Here is a 24,250-nt window from a genome sequence, read left to right as displayed (position 1 = left end):
ACGAGATGGACACTAGCGCGCGGTGTCGGGAACACCCTCACAACTATGTCGAGTTGTCGCCCGCGACCCCGGCGGCCCAGCCCGTGCGGGGAGACCCGGGGATTGACGGGGTTCCCGCCGTGGATGATCATCGCGGGAGCGTTCGGCGGACAGGAGCCCCCCATGACCAGCACCCCTCGCACCGTGGCCGTCCTCGGGCCCGGTGGGGTCGGCGGACTGCTCGGCGGCCTGCTCGCCCGCGACGGGCACCGCGTGATCTGCCTGGCCGGGGACGACACCGCGGCCGTGCTGCGCCGGGACGGGCTCCGCGTCGAGAGCGCGCGGTACGGCGACTTCACGGTCGCCGTCGAGGCGCGGACCCGGCTCGGTGAGCCCGTGGACGCCCTGTTCGTGACGGTGAAGCAGACCTCGCTCGGCGCCGCCCTGGAGCGGACACCGGCCGACGTCCTCGGGGACGCCGTCGTCGTCCCGCTGCTCAACGGCGTCGAGCACCTGGCCGCGCTGCGCGCGCACCACCCGGCGGGCCGCGTCGTCGCCGGGACCGTCCGGGTCGAGACGACCAGGACCGCCCCCGGCCGCATCGCCCACACGAGCCCCTTCGCCGCACTCGAACTCGCCTCCCCGCCCGCGGGGTTCACCGATCTGCTGGAGCGGGCCGGGCTCGCGGTGACCGTCCGCGACGACGAGGCGGCGATGCTCTGGGACAAGCTCGCGTTCCTCGCCCCGTTCGCCCTCCTCACCACCCGCCACCGCACCGACGCGGCGACCCTGCGCACCGAGCGGCGCGCCGAACTGACCGCCGTCCTCGACGAGGTCACCGCCGTCGCCCGGTCCGCCGGAGCCGGGGTGACCACCGCCTCCGTGCTGGCGTTCCTCGACGGGGCGCCCGTGGGCATGCGGTCCTCCATGCAGCGCGACGCCGAGGCCGGGCGGCCCCTGGAACTCGACGCGATCGGCGGCGCCGTGCTCCGCGCGGGCGCCGCCCGCGGCATCGCCACCCCGGCCACGGCCGACCTGGTGGAGCGGATCGCGGAAGCGGTACGGCGGGAGGGCTGAACCGCCCTCCCGCCCCCGGGGTCAGCCCAGCGGCGTCACCCGCACGTTCCGGAACCGCACCTTGTTCCCGTGGTCCTGGAGCCGGACCGGCCCCGCCGACGGCCCCTCGGCGGCGCCGCCGCCCGTCGGACCGGTGAGCGCCACGTCGTCGTGGACGGTACGGCCGTTCCACACCACCGACACCCGCGCGGCGGCGGTGCGGCGCCCCGCGTCGTCGTACCGGGCCGCGCGGAACGTGATGTCGTACGTCTGCCAACTCTCGGGCGCCGTAGCCGCGTTGACGTCGGGCGCCTTCTGGAGGTAGATCGCCCCGGCCTCGTTCGTCGCCGGGGTCGTGTCACCGTACGAGTCGAGGATCTGCACCTCGTAGCGGTCCTGGAGGTAGACGCCGCTGTTGCCCCGGTCCTGGCCCGTCACGTCGTCGGGGAGGAGGGGCACCCGGAACTCCAGGTGCAGCCGGAAGTCCTGATAGGAGTCGAGGGTGCGGAGGTCGCCGCAGCAGACCTCCATGGACTCCTCGGCGGTCAGCGGCCACTGGGCGCGCCGCCCGTCCGGGTGCTGCCAGGCAGCCTGGGAGGCGGCGGTGCCGTCGAAGAGCGCGACCTCGGCGCCGTGCGGACGGACGGTGATCAGGTCGAGGTTGACGTGGCCCGCGTCGCCCGCGTCGAAGCGGTAGGCGACGGTGTTGTGCCCGGCGCGCAGGGTGACCCGCTCGGTCTTCGTCGACCAGGCGTCCCATGTGCCGGTCGAGGGAAGGCTCGTCTGCCGCAGCCGCTCCCCGTTGGCGTACAGGGAGAGGGACTTGGTGCCCTGGTAGGGGTTCGGGCCGTTGGAGTAGCGGAGGTTGACGGCGTAGTCGCCCGCCTCGGGCACGGTCACGTCGAAGGTCGTCGCCGCCCGGCCCTCGGTGTGGTAGCGGTCGACGAACCCGCTGCCGGAGTAGCCGGGGTGGTCGGTGTTGACCCCGGCGGTGCCGGTGAGCTGCGCGTCCTCCGCCTCGTACAGGGCGGCGGGCGGCGGCTCCTCGCCCGGCAGCGCGTTCAGCGTGTACCAGGCCTCCGCGCTCCACAGCGTCTCACCGGACGCGGCGGCGAAGGGGCGCGGCGAGCGGACGTGGACCACCCGGTCCGCCTTCAGCCCGTCGAGGCGCAGCCGGACCGTCCGCCCGTCGTCGGCGAGCGTCGCCGACCGTACGGCGAGGGTCTCCTCGGCGATCTTCGGACCGCCGTAGTCGGCGGTCGGCGTGTACCGCCACTGCTCGGCCCGGTAGCGCGTCGCGAGCTGCTCGGCCGTGGCGGGGGAGAGCGGCTGGGTGTACTCCAGGTCGAAGCCGCCGGGGACGGCCCGCATCTCCTTGACGTCGAAGGTGTTGCCGCCGTTCGGGGTCAGCTTCTGGAGCCCGAAACGGAGTTTGCCCGGCTGGCCCCAGTTGCCGTCGGCGCCGAGCCCGCCCGCGTAGAGCGCGCCGTCGGGGCCCTGGCTGATCCGGTTGACCCCGGCCTCCAGCCCCTGCGTGTAGCGGAACACGGCGCCCTGGTACTGGCCCTTCACCTTCTCCAGGTAGGCGCGCTGGAGCCCGCCGTAGGTGACGTCGCCGATGAGCATCTGCCCCGCGAAGACGCCCCGGTCCAGAAGCAGCGGCGTACTGGGGGAGTTGGCGATCTCGTTCTGCGGCAGCCACAGCACCGGCCGGGTCACCGGGCGGTCGTCGAAGGGGCCCGCGGGCTGCGTGTAGTGGTTGAAGAAGCGGTCCGGGGCGATCTGCACGAGCTTCGACGCGGGCAGCCAGCCGCCCTGGTTGTCGGTGGTGAAGACGCTGCCGTCCGGCCCCCAGCCGATCCCGTTCGGGGTGCGCAGACCGCCCGCCACGGGCTGGACCCGCCCGGTGTCCTTGTCGATCCGGTACGTGGTGCCGCGGCCGGGCGCCGGCTGCGGTGTGGTCGTCGCCCCGCCGTAGTCGATCGCCACGGACAGGTTCACGTAGAAGGAGCCGTCGCGGTAGAGCAGCCCGAAGGCGAACTCGTGGAAGTTGCCGCCGTACGGCCAGGTCGCGACGGTCCGGTACATGTCGGTGACGTCGTCGCCGTCGGAGTCGACGAGCCGGGTCAGCTCGTGCTTCTGCGACACGTAGAGCGAACCGTCGACGTACGCGATGCCCATCGGCTCGCGCAGCCCGCCCGCGACCCGCCGGACGGTGACGTCCTCGCGGCGGGTGTCACCCGTGACGTGGTCCAGGAGGTACACCTCCCCGGCGCTGCTCTGCGAGCCGCCCCAGGTCGACAGCGCGAGCCGCCCGTCGGGGAGCCACGCCATGCCGGTGACCTGCGGTTCGAAGCCGTCCGGGCGCAGGTCGGTGAGGTCCAGGTCGGGCCGTACGGAGGTGAGCGGCAGTCCGTCGCCCGGACTGTCGCCGCCCTCCTCGCACTCCTTGCGGCCGGGCGCGGTGACCCGGACCACCCCGGCGTCGGTGCTGAGCGACTCGCGCGGCACGACGGTGAAACCGTCCGCGCCCGGCGGCTTCCAGGCCAGGGTGAGCCGCTGTTCCCCGCCGCGCTCGAAGTGGTCGATGCGGAACGGGTGCGAACCGGCGGTGAGGTCGACGGTGCCGTCCTTCGGTTCGGCGCCGTGCAGACCGTCGTGGTCGATGACCTCACGGCCGTCCACGGACAGCCGGGAGCCGTCGTCACTGGTCAGACGGAAGGTGTACGTCCCGTCGGCGGGCGCCACCAGATAACCGGACGCCTCGACGGCGAAGTTGTCGGCGAAGCCGCCGAAGTCGGCGACGGTCGACCAGTCGACGGTGGACATCAGCTTGTCGTGGTTGGGGGTCTGGCCCGGCTTCAGGGTGCAGAGCCTGCTCAGCGGGGTCTGGATGTCGAAGACGCGCAGGGTCACCCCCGGTTCCTGCGGGGGGATGTCGTCGGGGACGGCGACGGACGGGGGCGCGGCCCACACACCCCCGGCCAGAAATCCTCCGGCGAGCAGGGCGGTGAGGTGTCGGCGGGCGCGCGGGAACAGCCGTAGGGGCATCGGTCCTCCAGGACGGGACCGGAGGCCGCCGGATTGCACTCCGGTCGAGCGGCGCGGGTTCACAAGCGGGTGCGCGAGGCGCTGCACTGGCAGTACGCCTAGAGATGCGTCGTCACGCTAGGGCGCTTCTGCCGTACGCGTCCATACTTTGTCAGCCATCAGTTCAAAGTCCGCCGAAACCCTTGCCCGCAAGGGGAGTTGAGGCGGGGAACGCAGGTGGCTACCCCTTCCGATCTTTGGTCTGTACATTACAGATTCACGTCACCTGGAGGACATGAGCGCGGCCTTTGCTGAAGGCCGCGGACGCGTCGTGCCAGGACACCGGCCGCGGCCAACCGACAGGGAAGAGAGCGCACATGAGAAACCTGCCATCGCCGGCAGCCGGTGAGACGGCTCACGGACAGCCGGGGCGCAAGCGGTCCCGCGCCGGGGTCCTCCTCGGGGCGACCCTGCTCACGCTCGCGGTCTCCTCCTCGACCGCGCATGCCGACAACCTCCCCAACCTCCCCCAGAACGCGGGCGGTTACGAGCTGAGCTTCTCCCCGGTGTTCGACTACGACGGGGACGGCTGCTACCAGGTCGCCGCCATCGCCCCCGACGGCACGCTCAACCCCGGACTGAAGACGTCGGGCGCCGTCAACGGCAGCTGCCGCGACCAGTCCGACCTCGACCGGACCCAGACGTACGCCCGCTCGAAGTGCAACAACGGCTGGTGCGCGGTGGTGTACGCCGGATACTTCGAGAAGGACCAGGCCGTCGCGGGCAGCGGGCTCGGCGGCCACCGCCACGACTTCGAGCACGTCATCTCCTGGATCAATCAGGGCTCCAACCAGGTCGAGTTCGTCACCACCACCCAGCACTCCAGCCAGAAGACGTACCCGCGCTCGCAGGTGCGCTTCGAAGGCGCCCACCCCAAGATCGTCTACCACAAGGACGGTCTCAGCACGCACTTCTACCGCCTCGCCAACAACAACGACGAGCCGCCGGAGAACCACTACCACAACTGGCGCCAGCCCCCCATCGTGGACTGGAACGGCTGGCCGAGCATCGCGCTCCGCGACCGCCTCAACAACGCCGACTTCGGCTCGGCCACCATCAAGACCACCGACAAGGACGACCGGTTCAGGAACCTCCTGAACGCCTCCAAGCCGTCGGGCATCCCGTTCGACCCCTGGAACTAGCGTCCGGCCGGAGAGCCGCCGCAGGCCCGCAGGCGCCCGCGACGGCTCTCCGTTCACTCCCGTCCGCGGGACCGGCTCCGGGCCGCGCGCCGCAACGGACTCGTTGCCCCGCCGGTTCACTCCGTCCGCCGCAGCCGCAGGGCCGTGCTCGCCCAGTCGCCGGGGGACAGGTCCAGGTCGAGGCCGTACTCGGTGAGGACCGTCGCGTGATGGACCCGGCCGGTCACCGCGTCGCGGTAGCGGGCGCCCGGGGTGAGGGCCCGCAGCCGTACCGGGGTGCGCGGGGCGCCGTGCCGCGGGCCGCGCCGCCAGGCCAGCACCAGCGTCTCGGCGGCGTCCCCGGAGACGTACTGCACCGCGGTGGGGCCCTCCGCGGCCGGACCGCTCAGCCGGTACAGGTCGCCGCGCTGCACCAGGTGGCGGACCTCCTTGTAGAACGCCACCAGGGCCGCGGCCTCGGCGAGTTCGGGCTCCGACCACCGGGTGAGGTCGCCACCGAGCGAGAGCAGACCGGCCATCGCCGTGTGGAAGCGGAACGACAGCGGCACCGAGCGGCCGGTGAGCTGGTTCGGCACGTCCGTCACCCACGCCGACATCACCCGCGCCGGATAGACCTGGGTGAAACCGTGCTGGATCGACAGCCGGTCCTCCGCGTCCGTGTTGTCCGACGTCCAGGCCTGGTCCGTGCGGGCCAGCACCCCGAGGTCCACCCGGCCGCCGCCGCCCGCGCACGCCTCCACGCGCAGCGCCGGGTGGTCGGCGCGCAGCCGGTCCAGCACGGCGTACAGGTTCGTCACGTACCGCGTCCACAGCCGGTCCGCGCCGTCCGGTTCGCCGGGCCAACCGGCCTCGCCGAAGGCACGGTTCATGTCCCACTTCAGGAAGTCCACGCCGTGGTCACCGACCAGCCGGGTCAGCCAGCCGTACGCCCACTCGGCCACGTCGTCGCGGGCGAAATTCAGGACCAGTTGGTGGCGCATCTCCGTGCGCGCGCGGCCCGGCACGTGCAACACCCAGTCGGGGTGGGCCCGGTAGAGGTCGCTGTCGGGGTTGACGTTCTCCGGCTCCACCCAGATCCCGAACCGCATGCCGAGACCGTGCACCGTGTCGGCGAGCGGGCCGAGGCCGTTGGGGAAACCGTCCGGGGAGGGCGACCAGTCGCCCAGTCCGGCGCGGTCGTCGCGGCGCGCGCCGAACCAGCCGTCGTCCACCACGTACAGCTCCGCGCCGAGGTCCGCGGCCCGCTGGGCCAGGGCCTTCTGGCCGGTCTCGTCGACGTCCCAGCCGGTCGCCTCCCACGAGTTGTACAGCACGGGCGCGGTCTCGTCGGCGCGGGGCAGGACGTGGGTGCGGACGTAGGCGTGCCAGGCGCGGCTGGCCGCGCCGAAGCCGCCCTCGGTGAACAGCCCCGCGAACACCGGCGTGGTGAACTCCTCACCCGGCGCCAGCAGGACACGGACGCCCTCGTGACCGGCGCCGCCGGTGAACCCGGCGAGGCCGTCGGGGGTCCGCTGCGCGGTGATCCGCCAACTCCCGCTCCACGCCAGCACCGCGCTCCACACCCGTCCGTGCTCCTCGCCCGCGTCGCCCGCGTCGACCATCAGCCACGGGTTGGCGTGATGGCTCGTCAGCCCGCGGCGGCTGGTCAGCGTGGTCTCGCCGAACGGCAGCGGCTCACGGCGCAGTTGGGTCTCGGCCGACCACTGGCCCGTGACATGGCTCAGCCGGTACGCGGGCAGCGGCGGCAGCGTCCAGGCGGCGGCGTCCGCGCGCAGCACCTCCAGCCGTTCGCCCCCGGCGTTGCGCAGCACCGTCCGGCGCTCGACGACGTCGGTGTCCTCCCGTACCCGGTAGCGCAGCTCCACCTCCAGCGGAGAGCGGGTGTCGCGGAAGCGCAGCACCAGTTCCTCCGCGCCCGGCGCGGGACGCAGCACCTCGTGGCCGGTGGCCCGCCAGGTGAAGCCGCGGGTGCCGTCCGCGAACCGGACCTGGAGCGACGGCGGCCCGTAGTGCACGCCGTCGTCGGCGGGCAGCTCCTCGCCCACCGCCCGCGCGCCCTCGAAGCTGCTGTGCGGCTCGCCGGGCGGCACGGCGAGGTCCGCGGCCGCCGCCGGGGACAGCCGGGGCCCCCACGCGACGTGCACCGGCGCGCCGGTGGCGTCGACGCGTAGCGCGTACGAGGTGCGCGGGGTGGTGAGCAGCCAGACCCCGGTGTCGGGGGAGTGGGTGATCAGCGGCATGGGGCCTCACGATCCGGACGGGGCAGATGCTGCCCCTAGGGAACGCGACCTTCGATCACCTGTCAACGGGCCGGACAGGGCAGTGCATTGCTGGTCGAGAGCGGTTTGCCGTCATGGTTTCGGCGAATCCTGGTTCTTTCATTGACAGCGGAAAATAACCACCCTAGGTTCCCGGCCATGCAATCGACCTCCCCTCCCGAGGCGTTCCCGGCCCAGACCCCGGCCGTCGCGCAGATCTTCACCACGGTGCTCTCGCACGGCCCGCTCACCCGCTCCGACGTCGCCGACCGCACGGGCCTGTCCGCCGCCGCGGTGACGAAGGCGGTCCGGCCGCTCATCGAGGCCGGGTACCTCGTGGAGGACACCGACGACGCTCCCCGCGCCCTGGGCCGGCCGGCCAACCCGGTGCGGGTCGACGCCGGGCGCGCCTTCTTCATCGGCGTCAAGGCCACCGGCGACGAACTCATCGGCGTCCTCACCGACCTGTGCTGCCGCATCCGGGTCGCCCGCCACCTGCCGCTCACCGACCCCGCACCCGGCGCGGTCCTCGCCGCCCTCGCCGAACTGGTCGGCGAACTGCTCACCGAGGCCACGGAGTTCGGCGCGCCCGTGCTGGGCGTGGGCCTCGCCGTCTCCGGCGACGTCGACCGCGCCGAGGGCGTCGTCCGCTACTCGCCCTTCCTCCGCTGGCGGGACGTCGCCCTGGCCGAACTCGCCGCGACGACGACCGGCCTGCCCGTCACCGTCGACAACGACGTCCGCGCCCTCACCGTCGCCGAGCAATGGTTCGGCGCCGGGGCCGGACTCTCCGACTTCGCCCTGGTCACCGTCGGCGCGGGCATCGGCTGCGGACTCGTCGTGCACGGCCGGGTCGTCGCGGGCGCGCACGGCGTGGCCGGTGAGATCGGGCACGTCGCCATCGACCCGGCCGGGCCGCTCTGCCGCTGCGGCAACCGCGGCTGCGTCGAGGCCATCGCCGGGGAGAGCGCCGTCCTCGACCGCGTCCGCGCCGCGACGGGCACCCCCGTCGCCGACACCGCCGAGGCCCTTGCCCTCGCCCACGGCGGCCACCCCGGCGCCCGGCAGGTCTACGCCGACGCCGGGACGGCCATTGGCCGCGGCATCGCCACCGTCGCCAACCTGTTCGGCCCCCAGCGGGTGATCATCTCCGGGGAGGGCCTGGCCGCCTACGACCTGTTCGCCGAACAGATCCGCGACACCTTCGCTCGCTACGCCTTCGGCTCCGCCGCGCGCTGCGACGTCCTGACCCGCCCGCTGCCCTTCGAGGAGTGGGCGCGCGGCGCCGCCGCCACCGCCATCCAGAGCTTCATCGGCTCACCGACCCCGCCGCGCCGCGCCCCGACGGCCGCCCCGCGCGCGCCTCACGCGACCGGCACGAGAGCCCACGCGTGACGTGCCTGAGGAGCCGCACATAACGCCATGAGCCCATGAGCCCATGAGCCCACCCCATGACCCAGCACACCGGCGGCCCCTCGGCCGCGCAGAGAGGGAGAGCCCGGTCGGCCACAGATACGTCGTACGGGTCCGACTCCGCCGCCGCAACCACCGCCGCCGCAGCCATCGCCACCGACTCCGCCGCCACCGCCGATGAGGCGCGCCACGGGCTGGACGGGCGAGGGCCTCAACGGCATCGGGGCGCCTCCGATCCCGGAAGCGCCCCGCCCCTTTCCGCCCCGCCCCTTTCCTCCCTGCCCTTCCCGCCGGCCCGCGCCGCCGGAGCCCGTGAGACCCGGCGGCGCGGCATCTCACCAGCTCAGTGCCGCCCCGTCCCGGAAGAACCCGCCGTTCGGCCCGCCCTCAGGCAGGTCGACCGCCCACAGGATGCCCTCGGCGGCCTGCGCGACGTCCCGGTCCGCGTGCGGGCCGCCCATGTCGGTACGGACCCAGCCGGGACAGACGGCGTTGACCAGCACATCCCCGGAGACCGCGCCCGCCAGCATCACCGTGAGCGCGTTGAGGGCCGCCTTGGAGAGCTGGTAGCCGGGCGCGCCCGCGTCCCCGGTCACCGTCATGAGAGCGAACGAGCCGCGCTCCGACGACACCGTGACGACCCGCCCGTAGCCGCGCTCCAGCATCGGCGGCACCATCAGCCGGGCCAGCCGCAACGTGCCCAGCGTGTTGGTGTCGACGGTCGCCGCGACCAGCGCCGGGGGCACCGACAGCACACTCACGCCCGCGCCCGGGGGAGTGCGCGGCACCGTCGACTGGAGCGGCGCCAGCCGTCCCTCCAGCTCGCTGCCGCCCTGCTCCACGTTGACGCCCGCGCAACTGACCAGGACGTCCACGCGGGGCCAGTGCCCGGTGACCTCCGCCCACATCGCCGCCACGGAGTCGTCGTCGGTCACGTCCAGGACCACCGCGTGGGCCAGCGGCCCCAGTTCGGTCGCGGCCCGGCACAGCCGTACCGCGTCCGGCGCGGCGATGATCACCTGGTCGCCGCGCTCCACCATCCTGCGCGCCACCTCGAAACCGATCCCGCGGTCGCCCCCGGTCACCAGCGCCACCCGGCCCGCGCCCGCGCGAGAATCGCCCGCCGCGGGGCCGCCCGCATCGCCCGCCGCCGCGCCGCTCCCGCCCGCGCCGTTCGCCGCCGCGCCGCCGGTCATCGCGCGTCCCCTGCGGGCCGTCCGGCGAGCGGGCTCTTGAGGTGGGCGGTCGTGCCGCCGTCGACGAGCAGGTCGATCCCGGTCACGAACCGGGCTTCGTCGGAGGCGAGATACAGGGCCGCCCGCGCCACGTCGTCCGGGGAGGCGACCGTGCCGAGCAGCGACATCCCGCCGACCGCCGCCATCGACCCGGGCACCGTGAACAGGTCGGCGGTGCCCCGCGACGGCAGCAGCGAGGGCGAGACCGTGTTGGCCCGGATACCCAACGGGCCCCCTTCGACGGCCAGTTGACGGGTCAGGCCGATGACGGCCGCCTTCGCCGCGCAGTGCGCGCTCGCGCCGAGCCCCACCATGCCCGTCGAGCCCAGCGTGGAACCGGTGTTGACCACCGACCCGGCCCGTGCCCGTGCCAGATGCGGCCAGGCGCTGCGACAGGCGTAGTACACCAGGTCGAGTTCGTTGCGCAGGGTGAAGTGCCAGTCCTCGCCGGTCATGTCCGCGAACGGCGCCATCCTGGCCGCGCTCGCGTTGTTGTAGAGGATGTCGAGCCGCCCGCCGAGCCGGACGACCTGCTCCACGACGTCCCGGACCTGCGCCTCGTCGGTGAGTTCGACGGGGGACAGCGACGTCATGGTGCCGCCGTCCGCCGTGACGAGCGCCGCGGTCTCCTTGTCGGCCGGGCCGTCGAGGTCGACGCCGAAGACGTGCGCGCCCTCCGCCGCGAAGAGCCGGGCCGCGGCCCGGCCCTGGGCACCGGCCGTACCGGTGATGAGCGCGACCTTGCCGTTGAGTCTTTTCATGGTGCGGTGCCTTCCGCGAGGTGTGCGTCCGCCGCCGGGCCGCGCGAGGCGCGCCGCCCGCAGCCGTGACCTGTGCCGCCGGCCCCCGGAGGCCAGAGTCCGGGGGCCGGCGTCCGGAGAGCGGCCGTCCACGCCCGGTCCCCGGCCGTCCCGACCGGCGACCGACCGGCCCCCCGGCCGCTCTCCTGGTCGGGAGGGTGACCCTGCACCCCCGCGCCGCACCGCTCCCGTGCCGCTCTGCGGCACACGTTCCGCGCCTCCCGAGGGGCCGCCGGACCCGCGTGCCGCTCTGCGGCACAGCCTTTGATCCGCCCCTCGGCGCCCGGCTTCACTGCGGCCATGACCACCTCAGCACAGTCGGCGGGGCCGGAAGGGGCGGAGTTCGACGCCGTCCGGGCCACCGCCGGAACACGCATCGATCGCAGGATCTACACGGACCCGGAGGTCTTCGCGCTGGAACAGAAGCGCCTGTTCGGCCGCGCCTGGCAGTACGTCGCCCACGAGTCGGAACTCGCCCGGCCGGGCGACTACCGGGCCCGTCTCGTCGCCGGAAAGCCGATCATCGTGACGCGGACGAAGGACGGTTCACTGTCCGCGTTCTACAACTCCTGCACCCACCGAGGGGCTTTGCTCGCCCCCACCGAACGGGGCTCCGCGGGCAACTCCTTCAAGTGCATGTACCACGGCTGGTCGTTCGACCTCGTCGGCAAGTGCGTCGGCATCCCCTACGCCGAGTCGTACGGCGAGGACTTCGACCGCGCGACCTTCGACATCCCGCAGGTGCGGGTCGACGCGCACGCCGGGATGGTGTTCGTCGCCCTCGACCCGCTGGTGCCGACCCTGACCGAATTCCTGGGCGAGATCGGGGACTTCCTCGTCAAGGACTTCACCGGGATGGAGGTGATCGGCCGTATCCGCAACGTCTACCGCGGCAACTGGAAGCAGTGGCACGAGAACTTCTCCGACGGCTACCACCCCCTGTTCACACACCGCTGGATCCGCGAACTGACCCAGCCCAAGCAGGGCGTCGGCCGGCACATCTCCGAGGGCCACTCCTTCCTCGACTGGGGGTTCGGGGCGCCCGCCTTCGACCGCTACAACACCGGCCTGGCCGCCACCACCGGCCTGGAGACCCAGTCCCAGCGCAACCCCGAGCACGGCTTCCCGCCGATCCAGCCCGGCGACTGGAACCGCATCTACGCCATCTTCCCCACGATGGACGTCCAGATCGCCGCCCTCGTCACCCCCGAGATCGAGGTGCTGCACCCCATCGCCCCGGACCGGACGATCGTCGAGGCCGTCTTCTTCGGCGAGATCGGCGAGTCCGCGGAGAAGCGGCAGTGGCGGCTGGCCCGCTCCGGCGGCACCCAGAGCTCCTCCGGGAAGGTCGCGGCCGACGACAACGAGGCCATCGAGCGCTGCTGGACCGGCATCGGGGCCGACGCGGTCCCCTACAACGACATGGCGCGCGGCCCGGTCGGCGCCCAGGACGGCCTCGCCATCGAGGACCACGGCGTCCGCGGCTTCTACGACGCCTGGCGCCGCTACCTGCTCACCGACTGACCGAGGGCCGACCAGGAACAGGAAAAGGATCATGACCACCCTCCCCGAGTCCCAGGAGGACCTGCGCGCCGTCCGCGTGGAGGTCCAGGAGTTCTACCACCGCTACCAGCAGGTCCTGGACGACCAGCTCTTCCACGACTGGACCGAACTGTTCACCCAGGACGGCGAGTACGCCGTCATCACCGCCGAGAACGAGGCGGGCGAGGGCCTGTACCTGCTGTACGACGAGGGCCTCGACGCGCTGCGCGAGCGGATCGCGTTCGTCCTCGGCTACTGGCAGGCCCCCCGCGCCCGCACCCTGCGGCTGCTCACCAACCTCGTCGTCGAGGAGGCCGGGGCCGCCACGGTGCGCTGCACCGGGAAGTTCGTCGTCTTCCGCACCGACGACAACGGCGTCACCTCCGTGCACACCTGCGGCCGGTTCACCGACGACCTCGTCCGCGCCGAGAACGGCGCGCTGCGGCTGCGGCGCCACCACGTCGTCGTCCAGAACGACGTCCTGCCGGGCGACTTCACCGACCTGCTCTGACTCACCCCCCCCCGCACACCTCCCCCCTCTGAACAGCCCCTCCCCCCCACCTCCCGCATCACCAGCGAACGCGAAAACCCTCAAGGAGCACCACATGACCATATGGCTCGACCTGCTCGGCGCGGAGACCAAGTACTACGAGGGCAAGTACCGCACCCGCGTGCTGGAGGCCGGCACCGGGGACCTGCTGATCCTCCTGCACGGCGGCACCGGGCACGCGGAGACCTACGCCCGCAACATCCTGCGCCTGTCCGAGCACTTCCGGGTCATCGCGCCCGACCTGCTCTGGCACGGCTTCTCCAGCTGCCCCGAGTTCGACCCGCAGGACTACCCGCTGCGCTTCGTCGACCAGATGATCGACCTGATGGACGTCCTCGGCGTCGAGAAGGCCTCCATCGAGGGCGAGTCGCTCGGCGGCTGGGTCGCGCTGGCCACCGCCCTGCGCCACCCCGACCGCGTCAACAAGATCATCCTCAACACCACGGCGGGCGTCGCCTACCGCACCGACCTCGACATGTCCCCCGAGGACATGAAGCTGTTCGTGCAGCGCAGTACCGCCTCCGTCGCCGAGGCCACCCTGGAGTCCGTCCGGGCCCGGCTGGAGTGGCTGATGGCCGCCGAGCACGTCACCGACGAACTGGTCCGCACCCGCTACGACATCCTCCAGCGGCCCCAGACCCGCGAGAGCCTCCAGAAGGTAGTCCGCCACGGCTTGGGCCTCGGGGAAGGCGCCAACCACCGCTTCCCGGAGAGCGCCGTCGCCGACGTCACGGTCCCCACCCTCGTCTTCTGGACGGAGAACAACCCCGGCCACGGCCCCGAGGTCGGCGAGCACCTCGCCTCCCTCATCCCGGGCGCCCGGTTCTACTGCATGAAGGGCGCCGGGCACTGGCCCATGTGGGAGAAGCCGGAGGAGCACGACACCGCCATCCGCGAGTTCCTCCTGCACGACGAGGCCGCGCGATGACCGTCAACGGTCTCGGCTACCTCGGCCTCGTCACGGACCGGATCGACCAGTGGCGCGCCTTCGCGCCGCTGGTCCTCGGCCTCCACACGCGGGAGGACGTGCGGGACCCGCAGGCGGAGCGGCTGCTGCTGCGCGCCGACAGCTGGCACCACCGCCTCTCGGTCCGCTCCGGACCCCAGAGCGGTCTGGAGTACCTCGGCTGGCAGGTGCGCGGAGCGGAGCAGCTCCAGGAGACCACCGACCGGCTGGAGTCCGCCGGACTGACCGTCACCCCGGCGAAACCCGACGAACTCCACGACCGCGCGGTGATCGGCATGAGCCACTTCACCGACCCGCTGGGCCTGCGGCACGAGATCTTCTACGGCCCGACCGTCTCCCGCGGCAGCTTCGAGCCGGGCCGCCCGATGTCCGGCTTCCGCACCGGCGAGCAGGGCCTCGGCCACGTCGTCCTCGCCGTGCCCGACGCCGCCGAGGCCGCCGCCTTCTACGGCCGCACCCTCGGCGCCCGGCTCAGCGACGTCCTGGAGCTGCGCCTGCCCACCCCGGGCGGCCCGCTCGACATCCGGGCCCGCTTCCTCTACCTGAACTCCCGTCAGCACAGCCTGGCCGTCATGGAGTTGCCCGATCCCACCTACGGGCTCCAGCACCTGATGCTGGAGGTCGACGAACTCGACGACGTGGGCGCCGCGCTCGACCTGTGCGACAGCCACGACGTGCCCGTGTCGCTGTCGCTCGGCCGGCACGCCAACGACCACATGGTGTCCTTCTACCTGAAGGCGCCCGACGGGTTCGAGATCGAGTACGGCTGGGGCGGCCTGGCCGTCGATCCCGACGACTGCGACGTCGTCCGCCACGACCGGTCCAGCCTCTGGGGCCACCGGCGCCTCGTCTCCGGCCCCGCCGAGATCCTGGCCCTGCTGCCCGGCCCCGCCCACGCGACGGAAGGCGGGTGACGCCATGTCGTACGTGATCACCGCCAGTTGCGTGGACCGAAAGGACCGGTCCTGCATCGCGGCCTGCCCGGTGGACTGCATCGACACCACCGACGGCGACCGGATGGTCTACATCGACGCGGAGCTGTGCATCGACTGCGGCTCCTGCCTGGTGTCCTGCCCGGTCGACGCCCCGAAGAGCCGGGGGACCCTGGAAGGCGGCGAGGAGCCGTTCGCCGCCATCAACGACCTCTGGTACGAAGACCCGGACGCCGCGCGAGCGGAAGTGGCGTCCCACGTGGGGGAGGCACCGTGACCGGTGGACCCACCGGGACCGCGGGGGGCGCGCGGCGCCTCGCGGACCGCGGACGGACCGTCCCGCGCAGTCGCGCGGTCGTCGTCGACCACAGCCCGATCGACGACGACCTGTGCATCCTCCGGCTCGCCCCGGAACGGCCCCTGTCCTTCTCACCCGGCCAGTACGTGACCGTCGGCGTCACCACCGCCGACGGCACGTCCGTCGAACGCCCCTACTCCCTCGTCTCCTCGCCCTCCTCCCCGATCCTCGAACTCTTCGTCGAACGGGTGGCGGGCGGACAGGCCAGCGAGCCGCTGTGCGACCTGCGGCCCGGCGGCACCGTCGCGCTGCGCGAACGGTGCAAGGGGCTGCTGCTCAACGGCTGCGACCTCGGCGCGCCCCGGACCTTCGTGGCGACGGCGACGGGCATCGCGCCCTTCGTCAGCTTCGTCCGGGCCGCCGCCCGCGGCGACATCCCGGTCGGCCCCACCGGGCGCGTGCTGCTCCTGCACGGCGCCCGCCGCTCCGCCCGCCTCGGCTACGCCGAGGAACTCGCCGCGCTGGACCGGCGGCACGAGTGGCTGACGTACGTCCCGGTGGTCAGCCGCCGGGCCGAGGACGCGGGCTGGCCCGGCGAGTTCGGCCGGGTCGAGGACATCCTGCGCAAGCACACCGACGCCGGGGACTTCGTCCGCGGCGCCGGGGCCAGCGCCCATCTGTGCGGCAACCCCACCAGCGTGGACCTCGTCCGCCGGGTGCTGCTGCGCGCCGGTCTCGAAGGGGACCGGATCGCTACGGAGCAGTTCTGGATGGCGTAGGGCGTCCTGTCGCGGGACCCGGGGACGAGGCTCCGGGCTCCCGTACGCACAGGCGCTCTCCGCAGCAGGGCCGGTCCGCGGGAACGCGCGGCCGGGCCGAACTGACGGCACTCTCCCTGGGTGTCATCCTCAATCCGCTCAACTCCTCGACGATCGCGGTCGCGCTGCCCGCGATCGAGAACCACTTCGACGTGTCCGTGGCCGACGCGCTGCTCGTCGTGTCGCTCTATTACCTCGCCGGCATCGTGGCCCAGCCGCTGGCCGGCCGGCTCGTGGACGTCTTCGGCCCGCGGTCGGTGTTCGTCGGCGGCATCGCGGTCGTCGGGATCTGCGGCGCGGCCGGACCCTTCGCCGGGAACATCGGCGTCCTGGTCGCGCTGCGCGCGGCCATGGCGGCGGGGGCGTCGGTGGCCTATCCGGCCGCCATCGCCCACCTCAAGCAGTCCGCCACCGAGCCCCCCGTGCGCTCCCTCGCCATCCTGGGGGTGGCCGCCAACGTCAGCTCGGCGGCGGGTCCGCTGCTCGGCGGGGTGCTGGTCGCCCTGTATGGCTGGCAGGTCGTCATGCTGGTCAACCTGCCGTTCGTGGCGGTCGCCCTGTGGCTGGCCCGCGGGCTCGCCCACGGCCGCGCCGCCCCGCTGCCGGACGCCTCGAAGGACGGGCCGCCGCACCCCGGCGGCATGCGGGGCGTCCTCGCCGTCGTCCGCTCCCTGGACCTGACCGGCGGGCTGATCTACACCGGCACCCTGGTGGCTCTGGTCGGCGCCCTCCAGAACGCCCGCGACAACCCGCCCTACCTCGCCCTGTGCGGCGTCGCCGTGGGCGCCGGTCTCCTCTGGTGGTGGAGCAGACGGCGCGCCGACCCCTTCTTCGACCCGGTCCTGCTCGTCGGTCCGGTGCTCCGCCTCTGGTACGGCGTGTTCACCCTGGTCCACGTCGTCTTCTACGTGGCCTTCTACGGGACGCCGCTGTGGCTGGAGGAGGACGGTTCGCGCTCGCCCGGCGAACTGGCCGTCCTGATGCTGCCCCTCAGCCTCGCCAGTGTGATCGGCGTGTCCGGGGGAACCGCGCTGGTGCGCCGCTGGGGCTACCGCACGGCGATGGCGGCCGTCCTCGGCTCCACCGCGGCGGGCGCCGCCCTGCTGCTCGTCTGGAACACCGGGGGCGGCGGCCTGGTCCTGCTGCTCACCGGCACGACGATGCTCGGGCTCTCCAGCGGCCTGGTGGTCCTGGTGTCCCAGGCGCGCGTCCTGGAGGTCGTGACACCCGACCGGGCGGGCACGGCGGGCGGTCTGATGCAGACCTGCCGCGGCGTCGGCGCCATCGCCGCCTCGACCCTGGTCGGCCTGTTCCTCAGCTCGTGATCCGCGCCCGGACCCCGTCGTCCGGGGACAACGGAAGTTGCCGTTCCATGGACAGCCGCTGATCACCGGGGTATAAGTTGACTTATACCACTGGTTTGGAGGCTGCCATGGCCGGATTCGAACCCGTTGCTTCCCTCGACACCGAGGAACGGCACAAGGAGAGCGTGGTCAGCCGCACCACCCGTCTCCTCGAAGCCTTCGAGGCGACACAGGAGAGCTGGGGCGTCTCGGAACTCGCCGAACGCGTCGGCCTCCCCAAGTCCACCGCGCAACGGCTCCTCACGGACCTGGGGCGCAGCGGCTGGGTGGTGCGGACCGGCAACCGCTGGACGCTCGGCCGACCGGTCTTCCAGGTCGGCAACCGCGTCCCTGACTGTGCCCCCAACCAGCTGCGCGAGACGGCCATGCCGCACCTCGCCCGGCTGCACGCGATGACGGGCGAGACGGTCCACCTGGCCGTCCTCGACCGGCATCAGGTCCTCTATCTGGCCAAGGTGCGCGCCGAGAGCGGGGCCGCCGTCGTCACCAGCGTCGGCGGCACCCAGTCGGCGCACGCCTCGGCGCTGGGCAAGGTCCTGCTTGCCGGGGCCGACGACGAGGTCGTCCGGGAACTCCTCGGCTCCGTCCTGCCCGGCTTCACGCCCGCCACCATCCGCGAACCGCGCCGGCTGCGGGCCGAACTGGACTCCGTCCGGCACGGCGGCTGGTTCGCCTTCGACCGGGAGGAGGCCCGCCGGGGCCTGTGCTGTCTGGCCCGCCCGGTCTTCCAGCGCTCCACCCGCAAGGTCATCGGCGCCATGTCGGTGAGCGTGCCCGCCGAACGCTTCTCCCCGGCCGCCCTGAGCGGCCCCCTCCACGAGGCGGCCACCCTCACCGGGGCCCGCCTCCAGCGCTGACCGACCCCGCCGCCTCCCTGGGGCTCAGCAGCCGTCCTGCCCGGCCAGGTCCGTCAGCAGCCGCCGCAGCAGCGCGTGCAGGGTCGTCCGCTCCGCCTCGCTGAGCGACCGCAGCCCCCGCCCCTCGGCCCCGATGGCCAGCTCGGCCGCCCTGGCCAGCGCCGCCTCGCCCTCCGGGGTGATCTCCAGCCGCACCGCGAACCCCTTCACCGCGGGCTCCGCGCGCCGTACGTACGTCATCGCCTCCAGCCGCCGCACGAGCACCCCCATGCTCTGCGGCGTGACCAGCAGCAGCCGCGCCAGTTCGGCCGAGGACCGGCCGGGATGCCCCGACAGGTGGGACAGCGCGCCGAACATCCGCAGCGACAGCCCCTCGCCCGCCAGCGCCGCGTCGGTCATCCGGTCCATCACGTGGGCGACCCGGGCCAGCGTGTACGCGATGTGGCGTTCCGGATCGACCACCCGTCCGCCGTCGTCGCCCTCGCCGCCTCGATGGGCGTCCTGCGCCATGTCACCCGCTCTCTGCCGTCCGCTCTGCCGTGCTCATGGTGCATCGGATTCCGCAGCATACGGGCCACATGTGCCGCCCTGCGGAACGCGGCGGGACATCCGGCCGCCCACGGCTCCCCACCCGGCCGGTCCCGGTCGTCCGCGTGATCATGATCACTCGGCAACGTTCGCTCCGTGCGCGGTAGTTGGTGGGCGGCACTCTGTAACGTGCAGAATGAGTGGTGCATTCTGGTGATGTGTCAGGCACGGTGCCCGCACCGGCCCGGCCGCCGATCGGCGTGATCGGACCGCCGGGAACGACGGGACCGATCGGAGAGGACAGCATGACCCGCGAATTCGACACCGGCCGTCCCCACCCGGCACGCATGTACGACTACTACCTCGGCGGGAAGGACCACTACCCCGTCGACGAGGACGCGGCGAAGCACGTCATCACCCTCGTCCCGGACATCGTCGGCGTGGCCCGCGCCAACCGTGACTTCATGCACCGGGCCTCCCGGCTCCTCGCGGAGCGCGGTGTCGACCAGTTCCTCGACATCGGCACCGGCATCCCCACCGAACCCAACCTCCACCAGGTCGTCCAGGCCGTGAACCCGGCCGCCCGCGTCGTCTACGTCGACTACGACCCGATCGTGCTGCGGCACGCGGAAGCCCTCCTGCGGAGCACCCCGCAGGGCCGTACCCACTACATCCAGGCCGACGTCCGCGAGCCGGAGAAGATCCTCCAGGAGGCCTCCGCCGTCCTGGACTTCACCCGGCCGGTCGGCCTCTCCCTCGTGGCGCTCCTGCACTTCATCTCCGACGAGTACCGACCCCACGACCTCGTACGGCAGTTGCTCGACCCGCTGCCCGCGGGCAGCCATCTGATGCTGTCCCACGTGACCGGAGACTTCGACCCCGAGGGCTGGGCCAAGGCCGTCGAGATATACCGCCGCAGCAACGTCCCCGCGCAGGTCCGCTCCCGCGCCGAGTTCGCCACCTTCTTCGACGGCCTCGACCTCGTCGCGCCGGGCGTCCAGGTCGCCACCCGCTGGCACCCCGAGACCCCCGACAGCGCCGCCGGGCCGGACGACCGGGACGACGTCGCCGTGTACGTGGGCGTGGCACGCAAGTAGAGCGGCGCGGCTCGGCGCCACGGGATGCCGTTCGCCGGGGGTGAGAGGCCGGGTTTCGGGAAGGCGCCGTCACGGAACCCGCCCCGTGCAGCCCGCCGCATCCCCCGGAGACGCCCCATGGACCCGAACGAGGCCGAGGCCCGCCTGCTGAAGGGGCTGACGGTCGACGACCGCCGTCCCGAGCAGCCGATCCTTCTCGACGGCACCCGCGAACCGATCACCACCTGGCGCGAGAACCACCCCTACGACCGCAAAGTGCGCCGAAGAGAGTACGACCGGCGCAAACGGCTCCTCCAGATCGAACTGCTCAAGCTCCAGCGCTGGATCAAGGAGACCGGCGGACGGCTGGTCGTGGTCTGCGAGGGCCGCGACGCCGCGGGCAAGGGCGGCACCATCCAGCGTTTCACCGAACGCCTCAACCCCCGCGGCGCCGCCACGGTCGCCCTCGACAAGCCCACGGAACGCGAGCGCGGCCAGTGGTACTTCCAGCGCTACGTCGACCACCTCCCCGGCCCCGGGGAGATCACCTTCTTCGACCGCTCCTGGTACAACCGGGCCGGTGTCGAGCGGGTGATGGGCTTCTGCACCCCGCAGGAGCACCGGCTGTTCCTGAAGCAGTGCCCGGTGTTCGAGGAGATGCTCGTCGAGGACGGCATCCTCCTGGTCAAGTTCTGGTTCTCCGTCTCCCGGTCGGAGCAGCGCACGCGCTTCGCGATCCGGCAGGTCGACCCGGTCCGCCAGTGGAAGCTCTCGCCGACCGACCTGCACTCCCTGGACCGCTGGGACGACTACACCGAGGCCAAGGTCGAGATGTTCCGCGCGACGGACACCGAGCACGCCCCGTGGACGGTGGTGAAGAGCAACGACAAGCGCCGCGCCCGCCTGGAGGCCATGCGCAGCCTGCTGCACCGCGTCGACTACGCGGCCAAGGACCCGGAGGTCGTCGGCACCCCCGATCCCCTGATCGTCGGCGCCGCCGCGACCCTGCTGGAGCCGGGCGAGGAGGACACGGCCCTGTCGCCGACCCCGCTCACCGCCCGCACGGACGGCCCGGGGGAGCACCCCGAGCCGGACATCCCGTAGCCGCGGCCCACCTTGAGATGCCCGCGGTTCCGTAGGCAGAGCAGCTCGTGCGCCACGTCACCCCGGCCCGGACGGGCCGCCGGCGAGCGCCGCCGCCAGCCGTGCGACCAGGTCGCCCGCGTCGCTGTCGCGGGTGGTGCGGTCGGGGAGGCGCCGGGCGGGCCGGGTCGCGTGGGGGATGACGTGGCCGCCGCCGTGGACGGTGTAGAGGGTGACCGAGTGCCGTCCGCCCTGCTCGTACCAGGTGACCGTCACCCGCGTCCGGCCGGAGCCCGCCCGGCCGGGCAGCCGCCGCACGCCCGGCGGGGCGGTGATGCCGTTGCGCCGGGCGTAGGAGGCCGCGGTCGCCCGCGCCGACAGGGTGTGGCCGCGCGGCCGGAACCCGGACAGGCTCGTGACGCCGCCTTCGTAGGGCGCGACGGGGTCCGCCGTGCCGTGCACGGTGACCACCGGCAGGGGACGGCAGCGGTCCGCCGCGAGGAACGCGCGGAAGGCGCCCGGAGCGGGCTGACCCGTGCCGGTGCCGATCAGCACCAGACCGTCGAGCGCGGACGGCGCCTCGTGGGCGAGGCGCACCGCCATGTGCCCGCCGCTGGCGTACCCCACGACGGCGACGTACCGGGCCCCTCCGTCGCGCAGCCGCCCGCACACCCGCTCCAGGAAGGCGACGTCGTCGACGCCCCCGGTGCGGGCCGGTGACCGCGTCCCGGCGCGGCCGTCGTTCCACAGGCCCCGGTAGGCGTCCGGGTACGCCACGACGGGCGGCGCGCCGCCGGTGCCGCACCGCTCGAAGCAACGGCCGCACGCCGCACGGACCTTGGCGCCGGTCTGGTACGGCCCGTGCAGGACCAGCACCGCGACCGGCGAGGGCCCGTTCCCGCCGCCGTGCTCAGCAGCGACCACCCGGGCCGACCGTCTCCGGCCGTCCTGGAGGAAGACGTGCTCCACGGCAGTCACCTGCCGGTGTCCCGCGACGGCGGGACGCGGGCCTCCACGAGAGCGAGGTAGTCGGCCGCCAGCCGGTGGCAGTCGCCGGGCCAGCGGGCGGAGACGTAGGAGCCGTCGGTGACGGTGAACCCCCGGCCCGGCCTCGCTGCCGTGTCCCGCACGGGCAGGACGGGCCCGGCGGCGAAGTGCCGGGGGTCCGCCAGAGCGGCGGTGACCTCCTGCTGCACGGTCGTCGGATAGGTCCGGTAGTAGCGGCCGAGGGTGCGCCGGGTGAGGTTCCAGGCGGTCAGTTCCAGCAGTGAGGTGAGGGCGGTGGTGCGCCGCCCGTGCAGCATCGAACGCCCGGTGAGCGGGTCCTTCGTCCGCGCCAGGAGGAGGACCCCGTGGCAGACCGCCCCGACCGGAATCCCGCGGGCGAACGCGTCCGCCACGATCCCCTGCGCGGTCGCGTCCTCCAGCAGCGACCGCACCCCCGGCGCGTGACCCCCGGGCACGAACAGCGCGGACACCGCGGCGGGGTCCACCTCCCGGTAGGGGAGCGGGGCCCGGAAACGCGGGTCCTCGGTGAGCCGCCGGTACGTCGCGAGATCGGCCCGGCGGGTCATCAGCCACGGCGACAGCCACGAGAAACCGGTGTCGGTCAGCCGCTCGTCGGCGGGCGCGACGTGCCCCTCGGGCGTCGCGAAGCGCACCTCGTGCCCGGCGGCGGTGAGCGCCGCCCACGGTACGGCCGCCTCCGTGGGGTCGTAGTCGTGCGTGGGCAGCAGGAACAGGATCACGGGTGGCTCCTCGCCGGAGTACGGTCGCGCCGGGCGCGCGCCAGGGTCACCGTGCCGCGCAGCCCCTTGTCGCGCAAGGTCCGCAGGGCGAGCCGCCCGCCCGTCACGGTGCTGAAGCGGCGGCCCCACCGACGCAGCGCCGCCCGGTCGACCTCGAAGCCGAGACCGGGCGCGGTGGGCAGGTCGAGGGTGCCGCGCCGATGCGTGAAGGGCCGGGTGAGGACGGCGTCGCGCAGCGGGGGAGTCCACGCCCGGTCGATCGGGTACTCCAGGAACGCGTCGGCGTCCCCGGCCGCCGCCATGAGGTGCAGGTTCACGGCGAAACCGATGCCGTTGGTCCAGGTGTGCGGTGTGTAGCCGAGCCCCCGCGCGCGGCACTCCTCGGCGACCTTGAGGGTCTGGGCCACGCCGCCGGTGAACATGGCGTCGGGCTGGAGGACGTCGTAGCAGCGCCGGTGGATCATCATGCGCAGCTCCGGCCAGCCCCCGGTGTGCAGCTCGCCGCCCGCGACGGGCAGCCGCGCCTTCGCGGTCAGCTCGGCGAGGGCGTCGTAGTCGTCCATCGGGAGCGGCTCCTCCAGCCAGGCGAGGCCCAGGTCCGCGCAGGCGTCCGCGAAGCGCCGGGCCCGCGCGAGGTCCCACAGCGGGGCCTCGGCCATCGCGGACACCCGCCACCCCTGGTTGGCGTCCACGCCGATCCTGATCCGGTCCCCGAACGCCTCCGCCACCGCCGCCACCTGCGCGACGTCCTCCTCCACGGTGGCCGCGTGGACCCGGAGCTTGACGCTCTCGAAGCCCGCGTCGACGTGCCGCGCCACCTCCTCGACCCGCTCGGCGGGCCCGCGCAGCTCCCCCGTGGAGGCGTAGAGCCGCACGGGCCGCTCCTCCCCGCCGAGCAGCCGGTACAGGGGGACGCCCGCGAGCTTGGCCTTGATGTCCCAGAACGCCGGTTCGATCCACGCGTTCCGCAGCCCCAGGTACGCCATCTCCCGCAGCCGCTGCTGCACCGTCTCGATGTCGGTCGGGTCGGTGCCCAGCAGATAGGGCCCGAGGAGGTCGCCGATCCCGGCCCGCTCCCGCCCCATGGCGGGCCCCGCCGACCAGCCCTCGACCCCGTCGTCGGTGACCAGCCGCAGCAGGTCGAACCGGTTGTGGGTCTGCGGATAGCCGGGTATCCAGGCGGGCCGGAACGGCGTCGGCAGCGGAACGGCGACGTGGTACAGCTCGATACGCGAGATCACAGGCATGCGGTCCTCCAGAACGGTGCGACCGAGCCTAGGAGCGGCACGGCCGGGCGGCCTTCACCGCCGCGGCCATCCCGTTCACCCGGCCGGACCGGACCGCCACCCCGGACACCGCCCCGGACCGTCACCCCGGACACCGCCCCGGCCCGCCGTGCCGGTTCCGCCGCCCCGCTCCCGCCTCCCGCCGCCCGGCCGCAGCCCTCGCGCTGCCACAGCCGCGGCCCGCCCGCAACCGGTACCGGCGCCGGTTCCCGCGCTTATTCCGAAGAT

Annotated in this window: 21 protein-coding genes; 13 read left to right on the top strand and 8 right to left on the bottom strand. The window is 73.3% G+C overall.

Annotated elements, in window-relative coordinates:
- The first annotated feature begins 162 nt into the window (after positions 1 to 162).
- Positions 163 to 1,056, top strand: a complete 894-nt coding sequence (locus ACIQPQ_RS26465) for a ketopantoate reductase family protein (RefSeq protein ID WP_401308142.1) — start codon at positions 163 to 165, stop codon at positions 1,054 to 1,056.
- A 21-nt stretch (positions 1,057 to 1,077) separates the two neighbouring features.
- On the opposite strand, the gene ACIQPQ_RS26460 is transcribed toward ACIQPQ_RS26465, so the two are convergent.
- Positions 1,078 to 4,086 (bottom strand): family 16 glycoside hydrolase, encoded by a 3,009-nt coding sequence (locus ACIQPQ_RS26460; protein WP_401308139.1) that lies wholly within the window; start codon positions 4,084 to 4,086, stop codon positions 1,078 to 1,080.
- 356 nt (positions 4,087 to 4,442) lie between these two features.
- Here ACIQPQ_RS26460 and ACIQPQ_RS26455 point away from each other — a divergent pair, with 356 nt between their 5' ends.
- On the top strand, positions 4,443 to 5,267 hold the full coding sequence (locus ACIQPQ_RS26455; RefSeq protein ID WP_401308136.1) for an NPP1 family protein: 825 nt from the start codon (positions 4,443 to 4,445) through the stop codon (positions 5,265 to 5,267).
- Positions 5,268 to 5,383: 116 nt separating this feature from the next.
- Here the strand turns inward: ACIQPQ_RS26455 and ACIQPQ_RS26450 are convergent, their stop codons facing one another.
- Positions 5,384 to 7,507, bottom strand: coding sequence for an alpha-galactosidase (locus tag ACIQPQ_RS26450; protein WP_401308133.1), 2,124 nt, complete (start codon positions 7,505 to 7,507; stop codon positions 5,384 to 5,386).
- A 177-nt stretch (positions 7,508 to 7,684) separates the two neighbouring features.
- Between ACIQPQ_RS26450 and ACIQPQ_RS26445 the strand changes: the two genes are divergently transcribed.
- Positions 7,685 to 8,920, top strand: a complete 1,236-nt coding sequence (locus ACIQPQ_RS26445) for an ROK family protein (RefSeq protein WP_401308130.1) — start codon at positions 7,685 to 7,687, stop codon at positions 8,918 to 8,920.
- Positions 8,921 to 9,273: 353 nt separating this feature from the next.
- Here the strand turns inward: ACIQPQ_RS26445 and ACIQPQ_RS26440 are convergent, their stop codons facing one another.
- Positions 9,274 to 10,134, bottom strand: a complete 861-nt coding sequence (locus ACIQPQ_RS26440) for an SDR family NAD(P)-dependent oxidoreductase (RefSeq protein WP_401308127.1) — start codon at positions 10,132 to 10,134, stop codon at positions 9,274 to 9,276.
- Complete coding sequence (locus tag ACIQPQ_RS26435) at positions 10,131 to 10,934, bottom strand: SDR family NAD(P)-dependent oxidoreductase (RefSeq protein ID WP_401308125.1); 804 nt, start codon at positions 10,932 to 10,934, stop codon at positions 10,131 to 10,133. The genes ACIQPQ_RS26440 and ACIQPQ_RS26435 overlap by 4 nt, the downstream gene beginning before the upstream one ends.
- A gap of 339 nt (positions 10,935 to 11,273) precedes the next feature.
- On the opposite strand from ACIQPQ_RS26435, the gene ACIQPQ_RS26430 reads away from it, so the two are divergent.
- The 8 genes from ACIQPQ_RS26430 (at position 11,274) to ACIQPQ_RS26395 (ending at position 18,301) form a co-directional block, all read left to right on the top strand.
- Positions 11,274 to 12,497 (top strand): aromatic ring-hydroxylating dioxygenase subunit alpha, encoded by a 1,224-nt coding sequence (locus ACIQPQ_RS26430; protein WP_401308123.1) that lies wholly within the window; start codon positions 11,274 to 11,276, stop codon positions 12,495 to 12,497.
- Between the two features lie 31 nt (positions 12,498 to 12,528).
- Positions 12,529 to 13,026 (top strand): aromatic-ring-hydroxylating dioxygenase subunit beta, encoded by a 498-nt coding sequence (locus tag ACIQPQ_RS26425; RefSeq protein WP_401308120.1) that lies wholly within the window; start codon positions 12,529 to 12,531, stop codon positions 13,024 to 13,026.
- Positions 13,027 to 13,120: 94 nt separating this feature from the next.
- On the top strand, positions 13,121 to 13,993 hold the full coding sequence (locus ACIQPQ_RS26420; RefSeq protein WP_401308118.1) for an alpha/beta fold hydrolase: 873 nt from the start codon (positions 13,121 to 13,123) through the stop codon (positions 13,991 to 13,993).
- Positions 13,990 to 14,946, top strand: a complete 957-nt coding sequence (locus ACIQPQ_RS26415) for a VOC family protein (protein ID WP_401308115.1) — start codon at positions 13,990 to 13,992, stop codon at positions 14,944 to 14,946. Before ACIQPQ_RS26420 ends, ACIQPQ_RS26415 begins: the two co-directional genes overlap by 4 nt.
- Before the next feature lie 4 nt (positions 14,947 to 14,950).
- Positions 14,951 to 15,241, top strand: coding sequence for an indolepyruvate ferredoxin oxidoreductase subunit alpha (locus tag ACIQPQ_RS26410; protein WP_401308113.1), 291 nt, complete (start codon positions 14,951 to 14,953; stop codon positions 15,239 to 15,241).
- The gene (locus ACIQPQ_RS26405; protein ID WP_401308110.1) at positions 15,238 to 16,041 is read left to right on the top strand and encodes an FAD-binding oxidoreductase; all 804 of its coding nucleotides are present in this window, start codon (positions 15,238 to 15,240) and stop codon (positions 16,039 to 16,041) included. The genes ACIQPQ_RS26410 and ACIQPQ_RS26405 overlap by 4 nt, the downstream gene beginning before the upstream one ends.
- A complete protein-coding gene (locus ACIQPQ_RS26400) occupies positions 15,942 to 17,405 on the top strand; it encodes an MFS transporter (protein WP_401308108.1) in 1,464 nt (487 codons plus the stop codon). Before ACIQPQ_RS26405 ends, ACIQPQ_RS26400 begins: the two co-directional genes overlap by 100 nt.
- Before the next feature lie 107 nt (positions 17,406 to 17,512).
- Complete coding sequence (locus tag ACIQPQ_RS26395; protein ID WP_383773365.1) at positions 17,513 to 18,301, top strand: IclR family transcriptional regulator; 789 nt, start codon at positions 17,513 to 17,515, stop codon at positions 18,299 to 18,301.
- A gap of 24 nt (positions 18,302 to 18,325) precedes the next feature.
- On the opposite strand, the gene ACIQPQ_RS26390 is transcribed toward ACIQPQ_RS26395, so the two are convergent.
- Entirely contained in the window at positions 18,326 to 18,811 is a 486-nt protein-coding gene (locus tag ACIQPQ_RS26390; RefSeq protein ID WP_383773367.1) for a MarR family winged helix-turn-helix transcriptional regulator, read from the bottom strand.
- Positions 18,812 to 19,134: 323 nt separating this feature from the next.
- On the opposite strand from ACIQPQ_RS26390, the gene ACIQPQ_RS26385 reads away from it, so the two are divergent.
- Positions 19,135 to 19,926 carry an SAM-dependent methyltransferase gene (locus ACIQPQ_RS26385; protein ID WP_401308104.1) on the top strand — a complete coding sequence of 264 codons (792 nt, stop codon included), beginning with the start codon at positions 19,135 to 19,137 and terminating at the stop codon, positions 19,924 to 19,926.
- 117 nt (positions 19,927 to 20,043) lie between these two features.
- Positions 20,044 to 21,009 (top strand): polyphosphate kinase 2, encoded by a 966-nt coding sequence (gene ppk2 / locus ACIQPQ_RS26380; RefSeq protein ID WP_401308102.1) that lies wholly within the window; start codon positions 20,044 to 20,046, stop codon positions 21,007 to 21,009.
- A gap of 57 nt (positions 21,010 to 21,066) precedes the next feature.
- Here the strand turns inward: ppk2 and ACIQPQ_RS26375 are convergent, their stop codons facing one another.
- The 3 genes from ACIQPQ_RS26375 to ACIQPQ_RS26365 are packed head-to-tail and all read right to left on the bottom strand — an operon-like array spanning position 21,067 to position 23,983.
- A complete protein-coding gene (locus ACIQPQ_RS26375) occupies positions 21,067 to 21,957 on the bottom strand; it encodes an alpha/beta hydrolase family esterase (protein ID WP_401308099.1) in 891 nt (296 codons plus the stop codon).
- Positions 21,958 to 21,962: 5 nt separating this feature from the next.
- Positions 21,963 to 22,736 (bottom strand): type 1 glutamine amidotransferase domain-containing protein, encoded by a 774-nt coding sequence (locus tag ACIQPQ_RS26370; protein WP_401308096.1) that lies wholly within the window; start codon positions 22,734 to 22,736, stop codon positions 21,963 to 21,965.
- On the bottom strand, positions 22,733 to 23,983 hold the full coding sequence (locus ACIQPQ_RS26365; RefSeq protein ID WP_401308094.1) for a mandelate racemase/muconate lactonizing enzyme family protein: 1,251 nt from the start codon (positions 23,981 to 23,983) through the stop codon (positions 22,733 to 22,735). The genes ACIQPQ_RS26370 and ACIQPQ_RS26365 overlap by 4 nt, the downstream gene beginning before the upstream one ends.
- Positions 23,984 to 24,250: the final 267 nt, after the last annotated feature.

Origin of the sequence: Streptomyces sp. NPDC091281, from assembly GCF_044757425.1 — a bacterium.
Lineage (GTDB): Bacteria > Actinomycetota > Actinomycetes > Streptomycetales > Streptomycetaceae > Streptomyces.
Note: the sequence above shows the minus strand (reverse complement) of the source record. Positions and strands in the feature narration are given on the sequence as shown.